Below are 19,329 nucleotides of genomic sequence, written 5' to 3'. Positions count from 1 at the left end.
TGATGCGGGCTTTCCCTCCACTCCTCTTCAGCGGACTGCTGCTCCTCGGCAGCCTTGCTGAAGCGGCCGACCCGGCGCCGCCCGATTTCAAAAAAGACGTCCTGCCCGTCTTTGAAGAAAAGTGCATCCGCTGCCACGGCGCGAAACGCAAAGGCGGCAAGCTGGACATGCGCACCCTGGAGGCCATGCTCGAAGGCGGCGACACCGGCCCCGCCCTCAAACCCGGCAACGCCAAAAAAAGCCTCCTCATCGAGCTCATTCACTACAAGGAGATGCCGCCCAAAAAAGACGCCAGCTACGTCACTCCCGCAGAACTCGAAATGCTGCGCCTGTGGATTAATTCCATGCCAGGCAAGGCTTGATCAATGTCTGATCGTAATGGAACCAGCGGCGGCAGAAAAAATCCGGCAGTGGTTTCGTTGGTTTCAGCCATGAAACGAAGGCGCCTACTCTCCACCATGGCCAGCTTGTATGGCGCCCAGGCGCTGCTGCGTCATGACGCCCAGGCGGCAAAGCAGAGGAGCGAAGGCGGTTTGCATGACCCCTATGCGGACGTGGACTGGGAAAAGTGCGATTATCTGCACTCGATGTCACATCAGCATGGGGGGCAGACGGAGGCATCCTGTGCCGAGTTTTATGCCATGGGCTATCGCCACTTTGCCTTCAGCAATTATTATCCTTCCGCGCCGACGTATCCGCTCCCTCAGGCCTTTCTGGCGAAGCACGCGGACGTCATAGCTGCGCCGAATGCTGAGCAGCACTCCATGCCAGACGCGGGGCTTCATTTCAACTCACTCGGCAGCTTGCTCGCCACCGGGTATGGCAGCAGCCTCAGTGCGGCGCAGCGCAGCGCATCTCCGCTGGTTCATCGGTTTGACGGCTTGCAGGTCTTCAATGAGGCCCGCCCATGGGCCGGCGTGTACCGGCTGGACCTGGTGTTAACGGCCGTCGCCGGAGGCGGACTGGCCAAACTGACGGTCGAAGGCGCCGACGAATGCGAGTTCACCGGTAAATTTGCCGCCAAAGCGCCAGTGCGTGACGTGCCACTGAAGGCAGGCAGTCATACGTTCTATTTCAGAACGACAGAACCGCATCTGCACACGCAGCTGATCTACGACAAGAGGCAGCTCATGGTGACTCAGCACCGCCTGATGCAGGGTGCCAACCGCCCCTGGCGCGAGGTTTTCGGCGCGGCGCTGGATGGAGAAACCATCGACGGGCGCCGCACTGGCGGGCTGCTGCACGCGGATGGGGGCGGCATCACGCTCAACCACCCCACGCAGGATCGTAAACTCTATGAGATGTTTCTGGACTTTGACCCCCGCGTGCTGGGCATTGAGATATGGAATCAGCTGACGTCGGGCTTCGGATCCAGCAAAGGATTCTACGATGACAGCGCCGGGCCGCATTTGCACTTCTACGAGCTGTGGGACGACCTGCTGAAAACTGGCAGGCGCTGCTGGGGGTTCTTTGTCAAAGATCACAACACCTTTGGGCGCGGTCGCAATGTGCTGCTCGTCCCAAACCCTGCAGGGCACGCGGCCGGCGCGGAAGTGGAGGCACTGCGAGCTTATAGAAAGGGAGCCTTTTTCGGGTCGGTGTCCGCATTGGCGGTAAACGACGCGGGGGAAGTGGTGCCACCTTATGATTACAGCGCTTTTCGCTTCACGCGCATCGTCGTCCGGCGCGATGCCGATGGCAATCCGGCGGCCGTGGAGGTTGCAGTCACAGGCAACGACAGCCTCAGGCGCCCCAACGTACAAATCCGTTTTGTGACCGACCAGGGAGTGGTTCTGGCGGTTGATGCATCGCAGGCGGAATTTCCTTTGCAGCGAAATGCAGCCGGCCAATGGATGGCGGCGTTTGTGCGGGTGGAGGCCTTCGCCTATCCGGACACGCACCTTGGCGGAGAGCCTCTGACGGCTGAGAAAATGCGTAACCTGAATGTCCATGACATCTCCCTTCTGCATGACCGCCGCTCCACGGGCGGCAAGGCCCATTTTTCCAGTTCAGGCGGCGCGGAACTTCGCTCCCGCATCCCGATCGTTGACATGATCTTTTCTCAACCTTTGCGAAGAGTGTGATCTCGCGCATCGCAAATTGCGACAACATGTCTTATTTCACCACGGCAGGTGATGGAAACAGGGCCTGCATGGCACGCACGGTTTGATCGACGAGGATTTGCCCGGCTTCAGGACCGACCTTGTTCACGTGCGGCAGACCGCTGTAGCTGCCGCCTTCGATGGCGAGCGCGGTTGGCAGATACATGCCGCAGCCATTCGTAAGCTGGAGCACAAAGGTCTGCTGAGCGGGGCTGCGAGCCTTCATCTGGATGCCCCAGTCGAGATACAGCTCAAACGTGTTCGTGGTGATGGCGATGTCGCCGAGACGCAGCACATGAAGCTCCATGCCATAAGGCGGCAGCTTGTCCGCCTCTTCGAACCGCTTCACGATGCCTTTTTCGAGCGCCAGCATCGTGATGACGCGGTTGTCCGGCTTCTCGACGACGCTGTATTGCGCGATGTTCTTCTTCGCGTCCACATACTCACGTTCGAGGATCTTGCGCGGCGGCAGTGGCAGGTCTTCAACGATGTGGCCGAAGGACGTATCAGTGCGGATGTCGGCCTTTGCAGCATCGACCGTGTCGTAAACGGCATTGCTGATGCGGCGGCCGAGTTCCTGCTGCCGCGTGAGACCACGCAGGGCGATCATGCGTGCCTCGGCGTCCTTGCGATACTGTGGATGTGGCGATTGATCACCGGCCGCGCTGCACCAGCCGAGCACCGTGAGGTCAGGCATGTTCAATCTGGCCTTCAACCGCTCCCGTGCGTCATGCCAGAAGTCGGCGTTGAGCGCGCTGCGGCTCTCCACTTCTTGCGATGGGCAGGCGATGTTGATCGCGACGGCTTGAAGCTGCTTCTCCGCATTCCAGAAGAAGAGCGTCTCGACACCCGAATCGGAGCCGGCCTCCATGTGACGGAAACGCGCGTCATTCGTCTTCGCATACATTTGTGCGTGACCATCGGCAAAGACCGAGCGGCGGTTTTCGCCGACCTGGGCAAACCCGAGCGTCCAGCTCACACCACCCCGCTTGCGGCCCTTCCAGGCCTGTACAGCGGCTTGCGAGAGCCGCTCGACGAGAAACGCGGTGTATTCCACCGGCTGCATGACGCCTTCCTTGGGGATCGCGTAGGTGATCAGCGTCTCCTCAGGAATCTCGGACGTCACCGGCGCGGTGTGAGTGTGCGTAGCGGACACGATGACCTTCCGCACATCGAAATCGGGCAGCAGCGGCTTCAAATGCTGCCGAAACTGGGCGAGCACGGAGTGATGGATCGCCACGAGGTCGCAGGAAATGAGAATGCTCTGATCGACCACCTTGCCGCTTTCCACCGACTCAATCGCCACGGCGGCGGCGATAATCGGAGCTTCCACGCTTTGCGAAATGCGCGTGCCAAACTGTCCAGCCAGAGCCACCGGCTTGTCCGGCGTGATGCTGACTGTGGCTGAGCCGATGCGGAGTTCGGCGGCGCACAGCGAATTCGTGACAAGAAGAACCAGAAGAAGTCTCATGAGCGACAAACGGGCCGCAACAGCCCTTTCTTCGAGTCTCAAGACAAAGCTCGTGGACCGGTCGGGGTCAGGAGAACGTTGATTTCCTCTGCGTTCGCTTCGCCCCGCGCTCCGCACCACACTATCCAAACAGACCCATGACGGGCTTGCCTGTGGAGAAGGGCGGACGGGACAGGCCCGTGTTCATGGTGAGATCGTTCAAGGGCACCCCCAAGGCATGCAGCACGGTGGCGTGGAGATCCTGGACGGTGACGGGGTCGCTCACCGGAGCGGAGGCTGTCTTGTCGGACTCGCCGTAGACCGCACCGCCGCGAATACCGCAACCGGCGACGATGGCGGAGAAACACTTGGGCCAGTGCTGGCGTCCCGGAGGCCCCTGCGTCAGGATGATGGGCGTGCGTCCGAATTCGCCCACGGCAACGACCAGCGTGTCTTCCAGCAGGCCGCGCTGCTTGAGGTCGGTGAGGAGCGCGGAGAGCGCCTGATCGAGGCGCGGCAGGCAGAAGTTCATGCCATAGGAACCACCGCCGAAGGCGTTGCCCATGCCCATGTTGCCACCATGCATGTCCCAGCTGGAGCTGGGCGGGCCGCCACCTTTTTCATCCGGCGCGGCACCGACCCAGCCATTGACGGTGATGAAGCGTACGCCTGCCTCCACCATACGCCGGGCGAGCAGGAGATTCTGGCCGAGCGGGTGCATGCCATAGCGTTCGCGCACGGCCAGCGGCTCACTCTTCAAATCAAACGCCTGCCGGCCTTCCGGGCGGGTCATGGAGTCGTAGGCTTTCTCTCGGAGTTCGTTCCAGTCCTTGCCCTGCGGATTGTCCGCGAGGAGCTTGGATTCCAGATCGGCCAGCAGCTTGCGCCGTTCCCACAGACGCTCGGGATCGCCCATGTCATAGATCTCCGGCGGCCTGAAATTCGGCATCGCGGGATGGTTGCTCTCGGAGCCGACGAACACCGGCGCATGCGCGGACCCAAGGTAGCCTCCGGAGCCGATATTCGGCGCGCAGAAGACCGGCTGCCCCACGCATTTGATCAGCCAGGCGTTGGAGACGAGGTTGTGCTCGCTCGGCAGATGCTTGGCCACCACGGAGCCGAGATAGGGCAGGCCGTCGGGCTCGCCCTGCTTCACGCGCTCGATCAACTGCCCGCTGAGCAGGTTGTGCATCGCGTCGAAGTGGTTGTTGATCGGCCCCGGATGCGTCATCGAGCGGATCAGGCAAAACTGATCGGTCACCTTCGCCAGCATCGGGTGCAGCTCGCTCAGGTGCATGCCCGGCACCTTGGTGCGGATGGGTTTATAAGGGCCCCGGATCTCGGACGGTGCGTCCGGCTTGAGGTCCCAGGTGTCGAGCTGGCTCGGGCCGCCGCAGAGCAGCAGAAAGATGCAGCGCTTCTTCGAAGCCACCGCTTTGCCTGAGGCGTCCAGCTTGTCCTTCCCCACGACCAGTCCCGGGATGGCGAGGTTCAGAGCGCCGATGCCACCGGCTTGAAGAAACCGGCGGCGCGAGGTCGGGAGGACGTTCATAAACAGTGGCTGTTCGTGACAAATGGAATGCAGCTGCGTGCCACATGCCCCGTGCAGACCCCGGGACTGGAGAATTACGGCACCACTCGCCGAGATTTCTCATCACCGGCATGAAAGGCCTAAGATGAGAGAATTCGTCGGTCTCTGGCAGTCATTGCCGCTGGAAAATGGCACACCCGACGCATTCTGACCTGGAATGCCGGGACTTTTGCCCGCTTGAGAGAGGTCGTTTGGCCCCTCCTTGCCCATCAAACCATTGACACCAGACACTTTGGAAAGTTTTCAAATGGAGCCAGCAGTCGGGGTCGAACCGACGACCTGCGGTTTACAAAACCGCTGCTCTACCACTGAGCTATGCAGGCATTCGTGAGGGTCAGGATAATAAACGCCGGAGATGATTCGGCAAATGGATTTACAAGCGGAATAGACGGTAGATGATCAGCCCCGCATGCTCATCACCAGCTCTTCCAACGAACGCATCAAACACGCCCGCCGCGTGCGCGAAGGCCGTGAGCGAGAGCTCATCTTCATCGAAGGCGAGCGTCTCGTGGGCGAGTGCGTGTCTTCTGGACTGAAACTGCACGCCTGCTTCACCGCCGAGGTCCCCTCCCCTGTCCAGCAAGCGCTGCTGGAGCGCATCTCCTGCCCGGTGCATCAGCTCTCCGAATCCGTCCTCGAATCCCTCAGCGACACCACCTCCACGCAGGGCATCATCGTCATCGCCGAGCGCCCCTTCCCGGCACTGGACCGCCTTTTCGAAGGCAAAGCCCCGCTCATCCTCGGCCTCGACCGCATTCAGGACCCCGGCAATCTCGGCACCCTCGTCCGCACCGCCGAATCCGCCGGCGTCAGCGGCCTCTTCTCCTTCGCTGGCTCGGCCGATGCCTTCTCTCCCAAGACCCTGCGCAGCTCCATGGGCTCCGCCTTCCGCCTGCCCATCCTGCCGGATGTTTCCGGCCTCGGCACCCTCGAAACCTGCCGCGCTCGTGGCCTCAAGGCCGTCGTCGCCACCGGCGAAGCCGACCTCCTCCACTACGACTACGACTGGCGCCAGCCCACCCTCCTCATCCTCGGCAACGAAGGCCGCGGCGCCAGCCCCGAAATCATGCAGTCCTGCGACACCCGCGTGCGCATCCCGCTGCATACGCCCGTGGAATCTCTCAACGTCGCCGCCGCCGGCGCAGCGATCCTCTTCGAAGCGGTAAGGCAGCGCCGCTAGTCATTCAGTCAATCGTCCTCGTCCTCCTACTCGAACTCGTCCTCGATCCTAACGCACCGCCCGCGCCCTAGCCTCCGCGACACATCTCGCCTTTCGTATTATAGTACCGGCTTCAGCGGTCCCGCTTCAGACCACTTGAATCATTTCAAACAATGACCGGCCGCTGATCCTCTCTCCAGCCGATTTTGCCCGTCAGTGCAAACCACATGCCGGGAAAGGTCAGCAGAAACACACCCTTCGAGGCGCGCAGGATCTCATACACCCCATGCCAGCCGCCAAACCCAGGCACCTGGGCCCGTCTCTCCCAGGTATCCATGAAAGAAAAGACCATCACCACAGAGATCATCCCGCCGAGCACACGCAGCGGCCACACCGCCAGGCGGGATGGCAGCCACAGGCCTAGCACCACGCACAGACACCCCGCCACGAAAAGGGCGCCAAAACGCCAGTCTTTAAGACCATCCTGAACCATGTTGCTAAAAATCCAAACCGCCGCCCACAGACACACCGGAGCCCCGATCCAGCGATAGGACCAAGTGCGCTTGAAGACAAATTGAGAACTCTCGGCGGCATCAGACATGCAGAAAATGACCGCCACGCACTGCAGTTTGTCAATTAACACGACTCCACCTGACGCGGGCTGACGGCCCGCAGGAGTCAGCCCAGGGCGCAGCGGAGCAAGCCCTGGGTATCGCATGACAAGGCCTCTCCCAGTTCAAGGTAGCGCTCTGAAGGAGCGCGGGAAATGAAGCGCCGGCATCCAAGTCCCCAGTTATCCCACCGCCGCCTCGTTGCCCCCCTTGACCTCCGCCTACCCAATCCCCGGCAGCTTCCACTCCCCACGGAACGGCCGCGCATTCATGAGCGCATTCGCCGCCCCGTCATTCGTAAACGTCTCCGTCTGCGGATCCCACAGCAGCTTCCTCTTCGCCTTCAGCGCCATCGCCGTGAGCTGCGGCAGCGTGTCAGACCTCACCGCCGTTTCAATATCACAAATCGCCCGCTGCTTGTTCTTGATCGCATCCACAAAATTGCGCGTGTGTTCGATGCTTTCGATCAGCTTCACCGGCATCGTCCCCGCCTTGTTCGCCGGATCGCGCAGAATGGCATCATCGCCCGCCTTGATGTTTCCACGCAGCACATGCACCCATCCGTTTTCGCCGATGAAGCGCGTGCCATGGCCGATGTCCATGTTCTTCTCATTCACAAAGGTGATCGGCGCCGCGTTCGCATACTCAAAGCGCACCTTCCACGTCAGCACCGCATCGCACCCTCCCTTGTCAGGATACGTCGCCTCCCCCTCCACGCTGATCGGCCCCGTTTCATCCGTGCCATTCCCCCACTGCGCGATGTCCAGATGATGAATGCCCCAGCACGAGATCATGCCGAGCGAGAAATTCGTGATGTTCTCGTGGTTGTCCCGCTTGAGCTTCTCCACATTGAAAGCCGTCATCGGCGCGGGTCCCACCCAGCGCTCCCAGTCCACATGCTCCGGCACGGGCTGCTCAGGAAAATCAGGTCCGATCTTGCCGCCCGGCACGCCCACCTGGATCTCCTTCAGCTTCCCCAGCCGCCCATTGCGCGCCAGCTCGCAGGCCCAGCGAAACTTCAGATCGCTCCGCTGCTGCGTGCCAAACTGAAACACCACGCCGGTCTTCTTCACCGCCGCCCGCACATGCTTCGACTCCTGCATGGACATCCCCATCGGCTTCTCATGGTAAATGTGCTTCCCATTCAAAATCGCATCCGTCGCCGGAATGCTGTGCCAGTGTACCGGCAGCGCCATCAGCACCGCATCGACGCCCTTGTCCCGGTTCAGCTCACGGAAATCGCTCACCACCTTCACATCCGCACTCCCATAACGTTCCGCCACCGCCTGCTGCGCACGCTCGATGTTCTTCTTGTTCACATCGCACACCGCCGTCACCCGAACATCGTCATGATTCAAAAACGCCTTCATGTCATGCGTCCCCTGCGAGCCCACGCCAATCACTCCCAGCGTGATCTTGTTCGACGGCGCCGTCTGCGCCCTCAGCACATGCGCAGGCACAAACACCGGAGCGACACCAGTTGCAATGATCTGGGAAAGGAAGGAGCGGCGTGTCTTCATGGCTGGTTGGGTGATGGCTGGATTCATGAATGCTACGAAACCCACCCCTGTGTTTTGAAGGACAAAGTTTGGGCGAAATCAGACAACCCCAGACCCCTTCTGGACTCTGAAATTTTTCTACCCCTAATCTTTCTACCAAAAAAATCTTCTCTCAACCTCCCAGCCTTGCGTATCCCCTCATCTCTCTCCACACCTCTTCCCATGTCAGACACATCTTTCGATTTCATCGTCATCGGCGGCGGCAGCGGTGGCTACGCAGCAGCCCGCACCGCCCACAGCGCCGGCCTCCGCGTCGCAGTCATCGACGGTGCCTCAGAGCTCGGCGGCCTTTGCATCCTGCGCGGCTGCATGCCCAGCAAGACCCTCATCGAATCCGCCAACCGCCAGCTCCACATCCGCCACGCGGAGGAGTTCGGCCTCAAGGCCACCTCCCACGGCGTCAACGTCCGCACCATCCGCGACCGCAAACGCGCCCTCATCGCCGACTTCGCAGGCTATCGCCAGGGCCAGCTCGAAGACGGCCGCTTCACGCTCCATCGCGGTTATGCGCGCTTTGTGGATGCGCACACTCTCGAAGTACAGCCCCGCGATAGTTCTGCCTCCTTCCGCGTTACAGCGCGCAGCTTCTGCATCGCCACCGGCTCAGAAGTCATGGTCCCAGATGTCCCCGGCCTCGCTGAGACTGGTTACTGGACCAGCAATGATGTGCTGGATGCGGACATCCTGCCAAAAACCATCGCCGTCCTCGGCGGTGGTGCCATCGCTCTCGAAATGGCCCACTACCTCGAAGCCATGGGCTGCGGCATCACGCTCCTGCAGCGGAACACCCAGCTCCTCACCGGCCAGGACCGCGAATGCAGCGACGTCCTGGTGAAAGCCTACTCCGAGCGCGGCATGAAAATGCACCTGGGCACGCACCTGAGCAGCGTCTCCAAACACGAAGGCCGCAAACGCATCTCCTTCACACAGGATGGCCACACGCACTCCATCCTCGTCGATGAAATCCTCCTCGCCATGGGCCGCATCCCCGCCACGCGCGGCCTCGATCTCGAAGCCGCAAAGGTGTCGCTGCACAAATCCAAAGTCATCGTCAATGACCGCATGCAGACCTCCCAGCCGCACATCTTCGCCGCCGGAGATGTCTGCAGCCCGCTCGATGTCGTTCACATCGCCATCCAGCAGGGAGAAATCTCCGCGCGCAATGCCGCCAAGCTCCTTGCGGGCAAACCCGCTGATGAAACCATCGACTACCGCCTCACCCTCTTCGGCGTCTTTTCCCACCCCCAGATGGCCGTGGTCGGTGCCACCACCGAGCAGCTCAAAGCACAAAATATCCCCTTCCTCGAAGCCAGCTATCCCTTCAACGACCACGGCAAATCCATGGTCATGGGCGAAACCGCCGGCTTCGTAAAGATGCTCGCCCACCAGGAAACCGGCGAGATCCTCGGTGCCTGCGTCGTCGGCCCTGAGGCCACCGAACTCATCCACGAAGTCGTCATCGCCATGAACTTCAACGCCACCGTGCAGCAGTTCATGGCCATCCCGCATTATCATCCGACCTTGAGCGAAATCTGGACCTACCCCGCGGAGGAAATCGCCGACCAGATGGCGGGCTGAGCAGCATAGGACATCACAATCCCAAGAAAAGGCAGGTGTCGGCGGACGTTAGCATCTTACTACGTCCCCACCATGCGCCGAGCTCTTTGCATCCTCCTGGCCCTCCCCGCCCTGCTCACAGCGGGGCCTGCCAAACTGAAATACAACCGCGATGTGCGGCCCATCCTCAATGAGAAGTGTTTTCATTGCCACGGCACCGATGCCAGCCATCGCAAAGGCGACCTGCGCCTCGATCTCCGCGAAAGCGCCATCAAGCCCGCGAAGTCCGGAGACATCGCTCTCGTCCCCGGCAAGCCCGAGCTGAGCCAGCTCATCGCCCGCGTCGAACTGCCGCATGACGATGACGACGTCATGCCGCCGGACAAAGACGGCAAGCCCCTCACCGCCGAAGAAAAAGCCATCCTCCGCCAGTGGATCACCGAAGGCGCGGAGTATCAGGGCCACTGGGCCTTCATCAAACCCGAGCGCGCCCCCGTTCCGCAGATCAAGGATGCTGCCTTCACCATCCGCAATCCCATCGACTCCTTCATCGCCGAGCGCCTGCAGGAGGAGAAGCTTCACACCGCACCCGAAGCCGACCGCGCCACCCTCCTCCGCCGCGTCACGCTGGATCTCACCGGCCTGCCACCCACGCTGGAAGAAATCGCCGCCTTTGAAAAAGACACATCTCCGCAGGCCTACGAGAAGGTGGTGGACCGCCTCCTCAAATCCGAGCACTACGGCGAGCGCATGGCCATGCAGTGGCTCGACTTCGCCCGCTTCGCCGACAGCCACGGCTTCCAGACCGACAGCAGCCGCGCCATGTGGCCCTGGCGTGATTGGGTGATCAAGGCCTTCAATGACAACAAGCCTTTCGACCAGTTCACGTTGGAGCAGATCGGCGGCGATCTCCTGCCCAATGCCACGCGTCCGCAGATCGTGGCCACCGGTTTCAATCGCAATCACCGCATCAATGGCGAGGGCGGCATCATCGCCGAGGAGTGGCGTATCGAAAACATCATCGACCGCGTGGAGACCACCAGCTTCACCTGGCTGGGCCTCACGCTGAACTGCTGCCGCTGCCACGACCACAAGTATGATCCCTTCACGCAAAAGGACTTCTATTCTTTCTTCGCCTTCTTCAACAACATCGCCGAAAGCGGCACCATCCAGGGCTCGTCCAATCGCAGCGGCGGCAACTCCGACCCCGTGATCACCGTGCCCAATGCCGCTGAGGAGCAGCAGCTTGCGGCTCTGCGCAAAAAGATCGAGGACGCGCAGGAGCAGGTGACGGAAGTGCAGCTCCAGCTTCCCAACCTCGTGGCCAGTTGGGAAGCCGAGATGGACAACCCCGAAGCCCTGAAAAAGCCCATGTGGAATGTGCTGCCGGTGATCGAGGCAAAGTCTCAGGGCGGCGCCACATTGACGAAACAGGCCGACGCCTCCTGGCTCGCCAGCGGTACCAATCCAGCCTCCGATAGCTACACCGTCACCACACCGCTCGCGGAGGGCAGCTTCAGCGGCCTGCTGCTGGAGGCGCTGCCAGATCCTTCATTGCCCAATCAAAGCCTCGGCCGCGCGTCCAATGGCAACTTCGTGCTCACCGGCATCGAAGGCACCATCACCGCCCCCACCTTGAGAAGGCCGGTCAAAATCGCCTTCACCCGCGCCGAGGCCGACTACGCGCAGAAGGGTTACGATGTGAAGCTGCTGCTCGACAAAGACCCGAAGAACGGCTGGGCCATCGATGGCAACGACCCGACGAAGCGCGTGGAGCGCAATGCCATGTTCATCATGGAAAAATCCATGCGCGTGCCCGCAGGCGCCACGCTGACCGTGAGCCTGCTGCACCAGTCCAAGTTTGGCGGGCACAACATGGGCCGCTTCCGCCTTTCCAGCACCGATGCCGAGCCCGCGCTGGCCAGCATCGACGGCACCGGCGGACCGCCCGCCACCGTGCTGGCGGTGCTGAAGACACCCACTGAAAACCGCACGCCCAAACAGCGCACGGAGCTGGAAAAGTACTATCGCACCAGCGTGGACAGCCCCCTGCGCGATGCCGACTACGCGCTCGCCGCCGCAAAGGCCGAGCTCGACAAATACGAGCGCAACGTCCCCTCCGTGATGGTCATGAAAGAAGGCCCTGTGCGCGATGCCTTCATCCTCAAACGCGGCGAGTATGACAAGCCCGGCGACAAAGTCACCATGGCCACGCCCGCCGTGCTGCCGCCCATGCCGAAGAATGCGCCGCAAAACCGCCTCGGCCTCGCGCAGTGGATCGTGTCTCCAGAAAATCCGCTCACCGCCCGCGTGTGGGTGAACCGCGCGTGGGAGAAATTCTTTGGCGTCGGCCTTTCCAAATCCACCGAGAACCTCGGCACGCAGTCCGAGTATCCCGTGCATCCTGAACTGCTCGACTGGCTCGCCACCGAATTCATCCGCTGCGGTTGGGACATGAAGGCCCTGCAAAAGCTCATCGTCATGAGCGCCACATATCGCCAGTCGTCCAAGCTCACGCCCGCCCTGCTCGAAAAAGATCCCGAGAATCGCCTGCTCGCCCGCGGCCCACGCTTCCGCCTGCCCGGTGAGGTGGTGCGCGATCAGGCGCTGTCCATCGCCGGACTGCTGGTGCCCAAGATCGGCGGCCCCAGCGTGAAGCCCTACATGCCCGAAGGCGTGTGGGACGAAACCAGCAAGTACGGCGACCTCCGCGGCTACAAGGCCGACACCGGCGAAGGCTTGTACCGCCGCAGCTTCTACACTATCTGGAAACGCACCGCCGCACCGCCCACCATGCTCCTCTTTGATGCGCCCACACGCGAGATCTGCACCGTGAAACGCAGCCGCACCAACACGCCCCTGCAGGCGCTCTCCCTCCTCAATGAAGTCACCTTCGTGGAAGCCGCACGCGGCCTGGCCCAGCAGATGATGCAGCACGGCGGCACCACGCCTGAGCAGCGCATCGCCTACGGCTACCAGCGCGCCACGGGCAAGGCCATCGAGCCCGCAGCGCTCAAGCAACTGGCCGCTGGCGTGAAGCAGCGCCTCGCTGAATTCCAGGCCAAACCCACCGAGGCCACCGCCCTCATCGCTCAGGGCGCCACGAAGCCGGATGCTTCGCTGAACGCTGCCGAACTGGCAGCTTATACCACCACCGCCTCCGTGATTCTGAATCTCGACCGCGTCATCACCCGTGATTGACAGGACAGATCATTTCAAAATTCAGAAGTCTGGAAAATTTTTCTACCCCTAATTTTTCTACCTTCAATTCCCCTCCGCCATGCATCCGCAGCTCACTCCTTCATTGCTCCAAGCTCAGGACCGGCTCAACCGCCGCATCTTCCTCAAGAACTCCTCCGCCGCCATCGGAGCGGCCGCGCTCGGAGGACTTTTGCAGCAAGAAGCCGCCGCCGCGTCCCCCACGCGTTACTTCCCCAACTTCGCGCCGAAGGCCAAGCGCATCATCTACCTCTTCCAGTCCGGCGCGCCCTCGCAGCTCGATCTCTTCGATCCCAAGCCGCAGATGGAAAAGCACCGCGCCGAGGATCTGCCCGCCAGCATCCGCCAGGGCCAGCGCCTCACCACCATGACCTCCGGCCAGAAGGCTTTTCCTGTCGCTCCATCGCTCTTCAAATTCGCACAGCATGGCCAGGGCGGCATCTGGCTCAGCGAGCTCTGGCCTCATCTCTCCACCGTGGCGGACGAGATGTGTGTCATCCGCTCCATGTTCACGGAGGCGATCAATCACGATCCCGCCATCACCTTTTGCCAGACCGGCTCCCAGCTCGCCGGTCGCCCCAGCATCGGCTCCTGGCTCAGCTACGGCCTCGGCAGCGCCAATCGCGATCTGCCAGCCTATGTGGTGATGACTTCCTTCGGCACCGGTCGCCGCGATGATCAGCCGCTCTATGACCGCCTCTGGGGCAGCGGCTTCCTGCCCACGCAGCACCAGGGCGTGCGCTTCCGCAATTCCGGCGACCCCGTGCTCTACCTCTCCAATCCCGCTGGTGTGGACCGCCCCATGCGCCGCCAGATGCTGGATGAACTCGCCGCGCTCAATCAGCGCGACTTCGAAGCCTTCGGCGACCCCGAAACCGCCACCCGTATCTCCCAGTATGAAATGGCATTTCGTATGCAGATGAGCGTCCCCGATCTGGTGGACATCTCCAAGGAGCCGCAGCACATCATCGACAGCTACGGCCCCGAAGTGAAAAAGCCCGGCACCTATGCCGCGAACTGCCTGCTCGCCCGCCGCCTCGCCGAGCGCGATGTGCGCTGCATCCAACTCTTCCACATGGGCTGGGACCACCACGGCGGCCTGCCCAATGCCATCCGCGGCCAGTGCTACGACACCGATCAGCCCACCACCGCCCTCATCAAAGACCTCAAGCAGCGCGGCCTGCTGGATGACACTCTTATTGTGTGGGGCGGCGAATTCGGCCGCACCATCTACTCCCAGGGCACGCTCACCCCCACGAACTACGGCCGCGACCACCACCCCCGCTGCTACTCCCTCTTCATGGCCGGTGCCGGTGTCAAAAAAGGCACCACCTACGGCGAAACGGACGACTACAGCTACAACATCGTCCGCGACCCCGTCCACGTGCACGACCTCAACGCGACGATCATGCAGCTCCTCGGCATCAACCACGAACGCCTCAACTACAAGTTCCAGGGCCTCGACATGCGCCTGACCGGCATTGCGGGGAATGTGGTGAAGGGAGTCTTGGCGTAGCCCAATCCTCCTCTTCCTCCTACTCATACTCCTCCTCCCTAAAGTGTGGAGCGCGATCAAACGTCCAAGCCCACACTTTCTCGTCCTCGTCCTCGTCCTCGTCCTCGTCCTCGTCCTCCTACTCGAACTCAGCCTGCCCTTCATAGCTTTAGCGGAGAATGGGTCCTCGATCATCTCGCGCCGCCGCTAACTCCCGCCCGCCCACCGTCACGAAGCTCGATCCTCCGAGTTCATTCGTCATTCCTCATTCTGATTTCGTCATTCCCGCAGACTTCCGCTCTCGCTGCCGCGCGCGAAACTCTCCCGGTCCGCACCCCACCTGCCGGGCAAACATGCGGCTGAAGTAGTGCCGGTTTGGAAACCCAAACTCCACGGCGATCTGCTCGATCGTCTTGTCCGTCAGCGCCAGCGCCTCTCCCGCCAGCCGCAACCGCGTTCCGAGCACATACGCGGCCGGTGTCTGCCCGGTGTGCTCACGAAAGGCGCGAATAAACCTCTCCACACTCATGCCCGCACGCTCCGCTAAAAACGGATTCGTCAGCCGGCTGTGCGGCGCACGTGCAATGAGAGCCAGCACCGCTGCCAGACGTTCCGGCAGCGCAGGTGGCGAACTGGTTTCCAGCGCCGCAAACACCGTGTGCAGCAGCGCCGCGCTGAGGTGGTGCAGGCGGTGGTCCCGCAGCTCCGTCTGCTCCTCGCGGTGGGTGGAGATCAGCCGCGTCAGCATGGGCCTCAGTGCATCATCCACGTCAATGACGATGGGTTCCGCCGTCATCGTCACACCCGGCCTCGCGGTGGTGAAGTGCAGCCAGAAGTGACTCGCCCTTACCGGCCCGCAGCAGTCAAAGACGGTGTCGGCAGGGATCAGCACCGCGCACTGCGGCCCCAGCGGGATCTTGCGCCCCTGAAACAGCAGATGACAGCCAGGCTTCGGGTTGTGGTAAAAGCGCCAGAAGGGCGAGTCCACGCCCTGATGGTTCCAGTTTTCCAGCGCGGGCTGGTAGCCGCTCTCATGGATCAAAAACGGCGTCCAGCCCGCCTGCGCCACACGCGCCAGATCCACGCCCCACGGCGTGGTGTAGTTCAGGTATTTGCGACGAATCGGCATGCGTATCTTGAAAATCAGATACGCCAAACTGCCCCGCATCTACCAGCTATTCCAGACCACCTTAGCAGAATAAGACATAAATCATCCACAAAGAGGCACAGGCAGTCTTCGTTTATTCTGGAGTCCACCACGGCCCGCCCTTAAAACGCCACCCCTTGCCGCCGTCCTGCTGCCATCCGAAATCATAAATCGTAAATCATAAATCGTAAATTGCCCCCCTTCTCCCCGCATGCGCCGCCTTCTCTACACCCTCCTCACCTTCCCCGCCCTGCTCTCCGCAGCCGCGCCTGCCAAGAAGGTGAAGTTCAACCGTGATGTGCGCCCCATCCTCTCGGACAAATGCTTCTTCTGCCACGGCCCCGACCCCAAGAAGCGCGAGGCGGATCTGCGCCTGGACGTGCGCGAGGCCGCCGTGGAGGCCAAGGCCTTCGTCCCCGGCAAGGCGGACATGAGCGAGCTCATCCAGCGCATCCTCACCACCGATGCCGATGACCACATGCCCCCCGCCAAGTCCAAGCTCGGCGATCTCACCGCCGAAGAGACGGCCATCCTCAAGCAATGGATCAATGAAGGCGCGGAGTATGAAGCGCACTGGTCCTTCATCCCGCTCAAAGCCGATGCCTCCAATCAGCGCAGCATCGACGACATCGTCAGCGCGGAGCTCGCTGAACGAAACCTCAAGCTCCAACCCGAAGCCACCCCCGAAACCCTCATCCGCCGCCTCAGCTTCGACCTCACCGGCCTGCCGCCCACGCCTGAAGAAATCAGCGCCTTCGTCACCGAGCACCAGTTCGATCCAGCATCCAGCATCCAGCATCTAGTGACGCGCCTGCTTGCGTCTCCCCATTACGGCGAGCGCATGGCCGTGGACTGGCTGGACGTGGCCCGCTACGCTGACAGCTACGGCTTCCAGGTGGACCGCGAGCGCGACGTCTGGCCCTGGCGCGACTGGGTCATCAAAGCCTACAACGAGAACCTGCCCTTCAACCAGTTCATCACCTGGCAGCTTGCGGGTGATCTCCTGCCCAAGGCCACCGACGAGCAGATCCTCGCCACCGCCTTCAACCGCCTGCACCAGCAGGAAAGCGAAGGCGGTAGCGTCGAAGAAGAATACCGCGTGGAATACGTCGCCGACCGCGTGCAGACCGTCGCCACCGCCTTCCTCGGCCTCACCTTCGAGTGCTCCCGCTGCCATGATCACAAGTACGATCCCGTGACGCAGAAGGACTATTACGGCCTCTTCTCCATGCTGCAAAACATCGATGAAGCAGGACTGTATTCCTTCTTCACCCCTTCCCCGCCCACTCCCGCGCTGATGATGATGGACGCGCCCGCCAAGGAAAAACTCGCCGCGCTGAATGCCAAAGTCGCCGCCCTCGAAAAGCAGCTCCAAAGTAGTCGGGGCATTCCTGCCCCAAGTAATGGGGACATTCCTGTCCCCAGTTTGGAGACCCTCGAAAACCAGCTCGCCCACTTCTCCTTCGACGAACTCAAAGGCAACAAGCTCGCCGACACCCTCCATCCAGCCCCACCGCCTGCACCTCCGCAGCCAAAGACCGTCGCCGACGCCAAGGACAAAACACCGGCGCAGAAAAAGAAAGAAGCCAAAGCCCCGCCTCCCGGCCCTGAAGCCGTTCTCAAAGGCGAAAACAAACTCGCCCCCGGCAAGCTCGGCAACGCCATCCAGTTCACCGGCGACGACGCCGTGGACACTCCGCTCGGCAATTTCAACCGTCACGATCCCTTCAGCATCTCCCTCTGGCTGCAGACGCCGGATGAAAAACAGCGCGCTGTCGTCCTCCACCGCTCCCAGGCCTGGACAGACGCCGCCAGCCGCGGCTACGAACTGCTCATCGAAGAAGGCCGCATCAAGTGGTCCCTCATTCACTTCTGGCCCGGCAATGCCATCTCCATCCGCACCCAGGTCAAAGTGCCGCTCAACGAGTGGACCCACGTCATCGTCACCAATGATGGCAGCAGCCGCGCCAATGGCCTCAAGATTTATATCAATGGCAAGCTCGCTGCCGTGGACGTCATCAAAGACCATCTCACCAAAAACATCACCGGCGGTGGCCACGACCACATCAGCCTCGGCGAGCGCATGCGCGATCGCGGATTCAAAAACGGACTCGTGGATGATCTCCGCATCTTCAGCCGCGACCTCTCCCTGCCCTACGATGCCAAGTTGCAGCCTCTGCTCGCCGAGTTGCAGGCCGCACGCGCTGAGGTCACCGCCTTTGTGGATGCGCAGAAGGAGATCATGGTCATGCAGGAGCTGCCGCAGCCGAAGAAGGCCTACATCCTCACCCGTGGCGAGTATGACAAGCGCGCCGAAGAGGTCGGCCCCGTCACGCCCGCCTTCCTCTCTCCCTTTCCCAAGGACGCGCCGAAGAACCGCCTCGGCTACGCGCAGTGGCTCACCGCGCCGGATCATCCGCTGACCGCACGCGTCACGGTGAACCGCATCTGGCTCAGCCTCTTCGGCCGTGGCCTGGTGAAGACCACCGAGGACTTCGGCAGCCAGGGCGAGCGGCCTCTGTATCCTGAGCTGCTCGATCACCTCGCGCTGAAGTTCATCCAGAGCGGCTGGAATGTGAAGGCGCTGATTCAGGAGATCGTCACCAGCCGCGTGTACCTCCAGCAAAGCATCGCCGATGCGAAGACGATGGCCGACGATCCCGACAATCAATGGCTGGCCCGCGGCCCGCACTTCCGCCTGCCTGCGGAGATGATCCGCGACAACGCCCTCGCCGCCTCCGGCCTCCTCAAGCTCACCATGGGCGGCGCACCCGTGTATCCCTATGAAATGACGGAAGCCTTCAAGCCTGTGGGCCCCAGCGCAGGCGATGCCGTCTATCGCCGCAGCCTCTACACCAACTGGCGCCGCACCAGCCCCCCGCCCGCCATGGTCGCCTTCGATGCCCCACGCCGCGCCGTCTGCATCTCCAAACGCGAACGCACCGACTCCCCATTGCAGGCCCTCATCCTCCTCAACGGCGTGCAGTACGTGGAAGCCGCCCGCGTCCTCGGTGAAAAGCTCCACCTCGAAACCAAGGGCGATGTGCCCAAGATGATCGAACTCGGCTTCCTCCGCTGCCTCAGCCGCAAGCCGGACGCGAAGGAGGCAAGCATCTGCACCCAGCTTTATCAGGAGCAACTTGCCCACTTCAAAGCGCACCCCAAGGAAGCCGAAGAACTCATGAAGACAGGCAACGCAAAGCGTGATGCCTCCATTCCTCTGCCAGATGCCGCCGCTGCAGCCGTGCTCGCGCAGGCGTTGCTGAACCATGATGCGTGTGTGGTAAAACGCTGAGACCTTTAAAACACTCCGATGCAACCTGCTTCAAACACCGGAAAGAAGGTAGAAAGATTAGGGGTAGAAAAATTTCCCCAAGCTCCTGATTCTGAAATGTTTCTACCCCTAATCTTTCTACCTTTCCTCCAGAACGCTGAAACA

At 61.7% G+C, this 19,329-nt stretch carries 12 protein-coding genes and 1 tRNA gene; 7 read left to right on the top strand and 6 right to left on the bottom strand.

Annotated elements, in window-relative coordinates; all coding sequences use genetic code 11:
• Window positions 1–2 precede the first annotated feature (2 nt).
• Both ACILSQ_RS16335 and ACILSQ_RS16330 read left to right on the top strand, forming a co-directional pair.
• Entirely contained in the window at window positions 3–362 is a 360-nt protein-coding gene (locus ACILSQ_RS16335) for a c-type cytochrome domain-containing protein (protein ID WP_395744722.1), read from the top strand.
• A 402-nt stretch (window positions 363–764) separates the two neighbouring features.
• Complete coding sequence (locus ACILSQ_RS16330; RefSeq protein ID WP_395744721.1) at window positions 765–2,084, top strand: hypothetical protein; 1,320 nt, start codon at window positions 765–767, stop codon at window positions 2,082–2,084.
• 31 nt (window positions 2,085–2,115) lie between these two features.
• On the opposite strand, the gene ACILSQ_RS16325 is transcribed toward ACILSQ_RS16330, so the two are convergent.
• The 3 genes from ACILSQ_RS16325 to ACILSQ_RS16315 all read right to left on the bottom strand — a co-directional run bounded on the left by ACILSQ_RS16325 (window position 2,116) and on the right by ACILSQ_RS16315 (window position 5,466).
• Window positions 2,116–3,573 (bottom strand): hypothetical protein, encoded by a 1,458-nt coding sequence (locus ACILSQ_RS16325; protein WP_395744720.1) that lies wholly within the window; start codon window positions 3,571–3,573, stop codon window positions 2,116–2,118.
• Between the two features lie 121 nt (window positions 3,574–3,694).
• A complete protein-coding gene (locus ACILSQ_RS16320; protein ID WP_395744719.1) occupies window positions 3,695–5,104 on the bottom strand; it encodes a DUF1501 domain-containing protein in 1,410 nt (469 codons plus the stop codon).
• Window positions 5,105–5,391: 287 nt separating this feature from the next.
• A tRNA-Thr gene (locus ACILSQ_RS16315) sits at window positions 5,392–5,466 on the bottom strand.
• Between the two features lie 86 nt (window positions 5,467–5,552).
• Between ACILSQ_RS16315 and ACILSQ_RS16310 the strand changes: the two genes are divergently transcribed.
• Window positions 5,553–6,323 (top strand): TrmH family RNA methyltransferase, encoded by a 771-nt coding sequence (locus ACILSQ_RS16310; RefSeq protein ID WP_395744718.1) that lies wholly within the window; start codon window positions 5,553–5,555, stop codon window positions 6,321–6,323.
• 145 nt (window positions 6,324–6,468) lie between these two features.
• Here ACILSQ_RS16310 and ACILSQ_RS16305 read toward each other — a convergent pair whose 3' ends face one another.
• Window positions 6,469–6,903 carry a hypothetical protein gene (locus ACILSQ_RS16305; protein ID WP_395744717.1) on the bottom strand — a complete coding sequence of 145 codons (435 nt, stop codon included), beginning with the start codon at window positions 6,901–6,903 and terminating at the stop codon, window positions 6,469–6,471.
• A gap of 231 nt (window positions 6,904–7,134) precedes the next feature.
• On the bottom strand, window positions 7,135–8,433 hold the full coding sequence (locus ACILSQ_RS16300) for a Gfo/Idh/MocA family protein (protein WP_395744716.1): 1,299 nt from the start codon (window positions 8,431–8,433) through the stop codon (window positions 7,135–7,137).
• A gap of 201 nt (window positions 8,434–8,634) precedes the next feature.
• Here ACILSQ_RS16300 and ACILSQ_RS16295 point away from each other — a divergent pair, with 201 nt between their 5' ends.
• The 3 genes from ACILSQ_RS16295 to ACILSQ_RS16285 all read left to right on the top strand — a co-directional run bounded on the left by ACILSQ_RS16295 (window position 8,635) and on the right by ACILSQ_RS16285 (window position 14,764).
• Window positions 8,635–10,050, top strand: coding sequence for a dihydrolipoyl dehydrogenase family protein (locus ACILSQ_RS16295; protein ID WP_395744715.1), 1,416 nt, complete (start codon window positions 8,635–8,637; stop codon window positions 10,048–10,050).
• A 72-nt stretch (window positions 10,051–10,122) separates the two neighbouring features.
• Window positions 10,123–13,230: a PSD1 and planctomycete cytochrome C domain-containing protein gene (locus tag ACILSQ_RS16290; protein ID WP_395744714.1), complete on the top strand. Its 3,108-nt coding sequence runs from the start codon at window positions 10,123–10,125 to the stop codon at window positions 13,228–13,230.
• A gap of 79 nt (window positions 13,231–13,309) precedes the next feature.
• A complete protein-coding gene (locus ACILSQ_RS16285; protein WP_395744713.1) occupies window positions 13,310–14,764 on the top strand; it encodes a DUF1501 domain-containing protein in 1,455 nt (484 codons plus the stop codon).
• A gap of 244 nt (window positions 14,765–15,008) precedes the next feature.
• Here the strand turns inward: ACILSQ_RS16285 and ACILSQ_RS16280 are convergent, their stop codons facing one another.
• Window positions 15,009–15,872, bottom strand: a complete 864-nt coding sequence (locus tag ACILSQ_RS16280; RefSeq protein ID WP_395744712.1) for a helix-turn-helix domain-containing protein — start codon at window positions 15,870–15,872, stop codon at window positions 15,009–15,011.
• 229 nt (window positions 15,873–16,101) lie between these two features.
• Here ACILSQ_RS16280 and ACILSQ_RS16275 point away from each other — a divergent pair, with 229 nt between their 5' ends.
• The gene (locus ACILSQ_RS16275) at window positions 16,102–19,185 is read left to right on the top strand and encodes a DUF1553 domain-containing protein (protein ID WP_395744711.1); all 3,084 of its coding nucleotides are present in this window, start codon (window positions 16,102–16,104) and stop codon (window positions 19,183–19,185) included.
• The last annotated feature ends 144 nt before the right edge of the window (window positions 19,186–19,329 follow it).

It is taken from the genome of Prosthecobacter sp. (assembly GCF_044227185.1).
GTDB lineage: Bacteria > Verrucomicrobiota > Verrucomicrobiia > Verrucomicrobiales > Verrucomicrobiaceae > Prosthecobacter.
The sequence above is the reverse complement of the archived record's forward strand: the minus strand, read 5'-3'. Positions and strand labels throughout refer to the sequence as shown.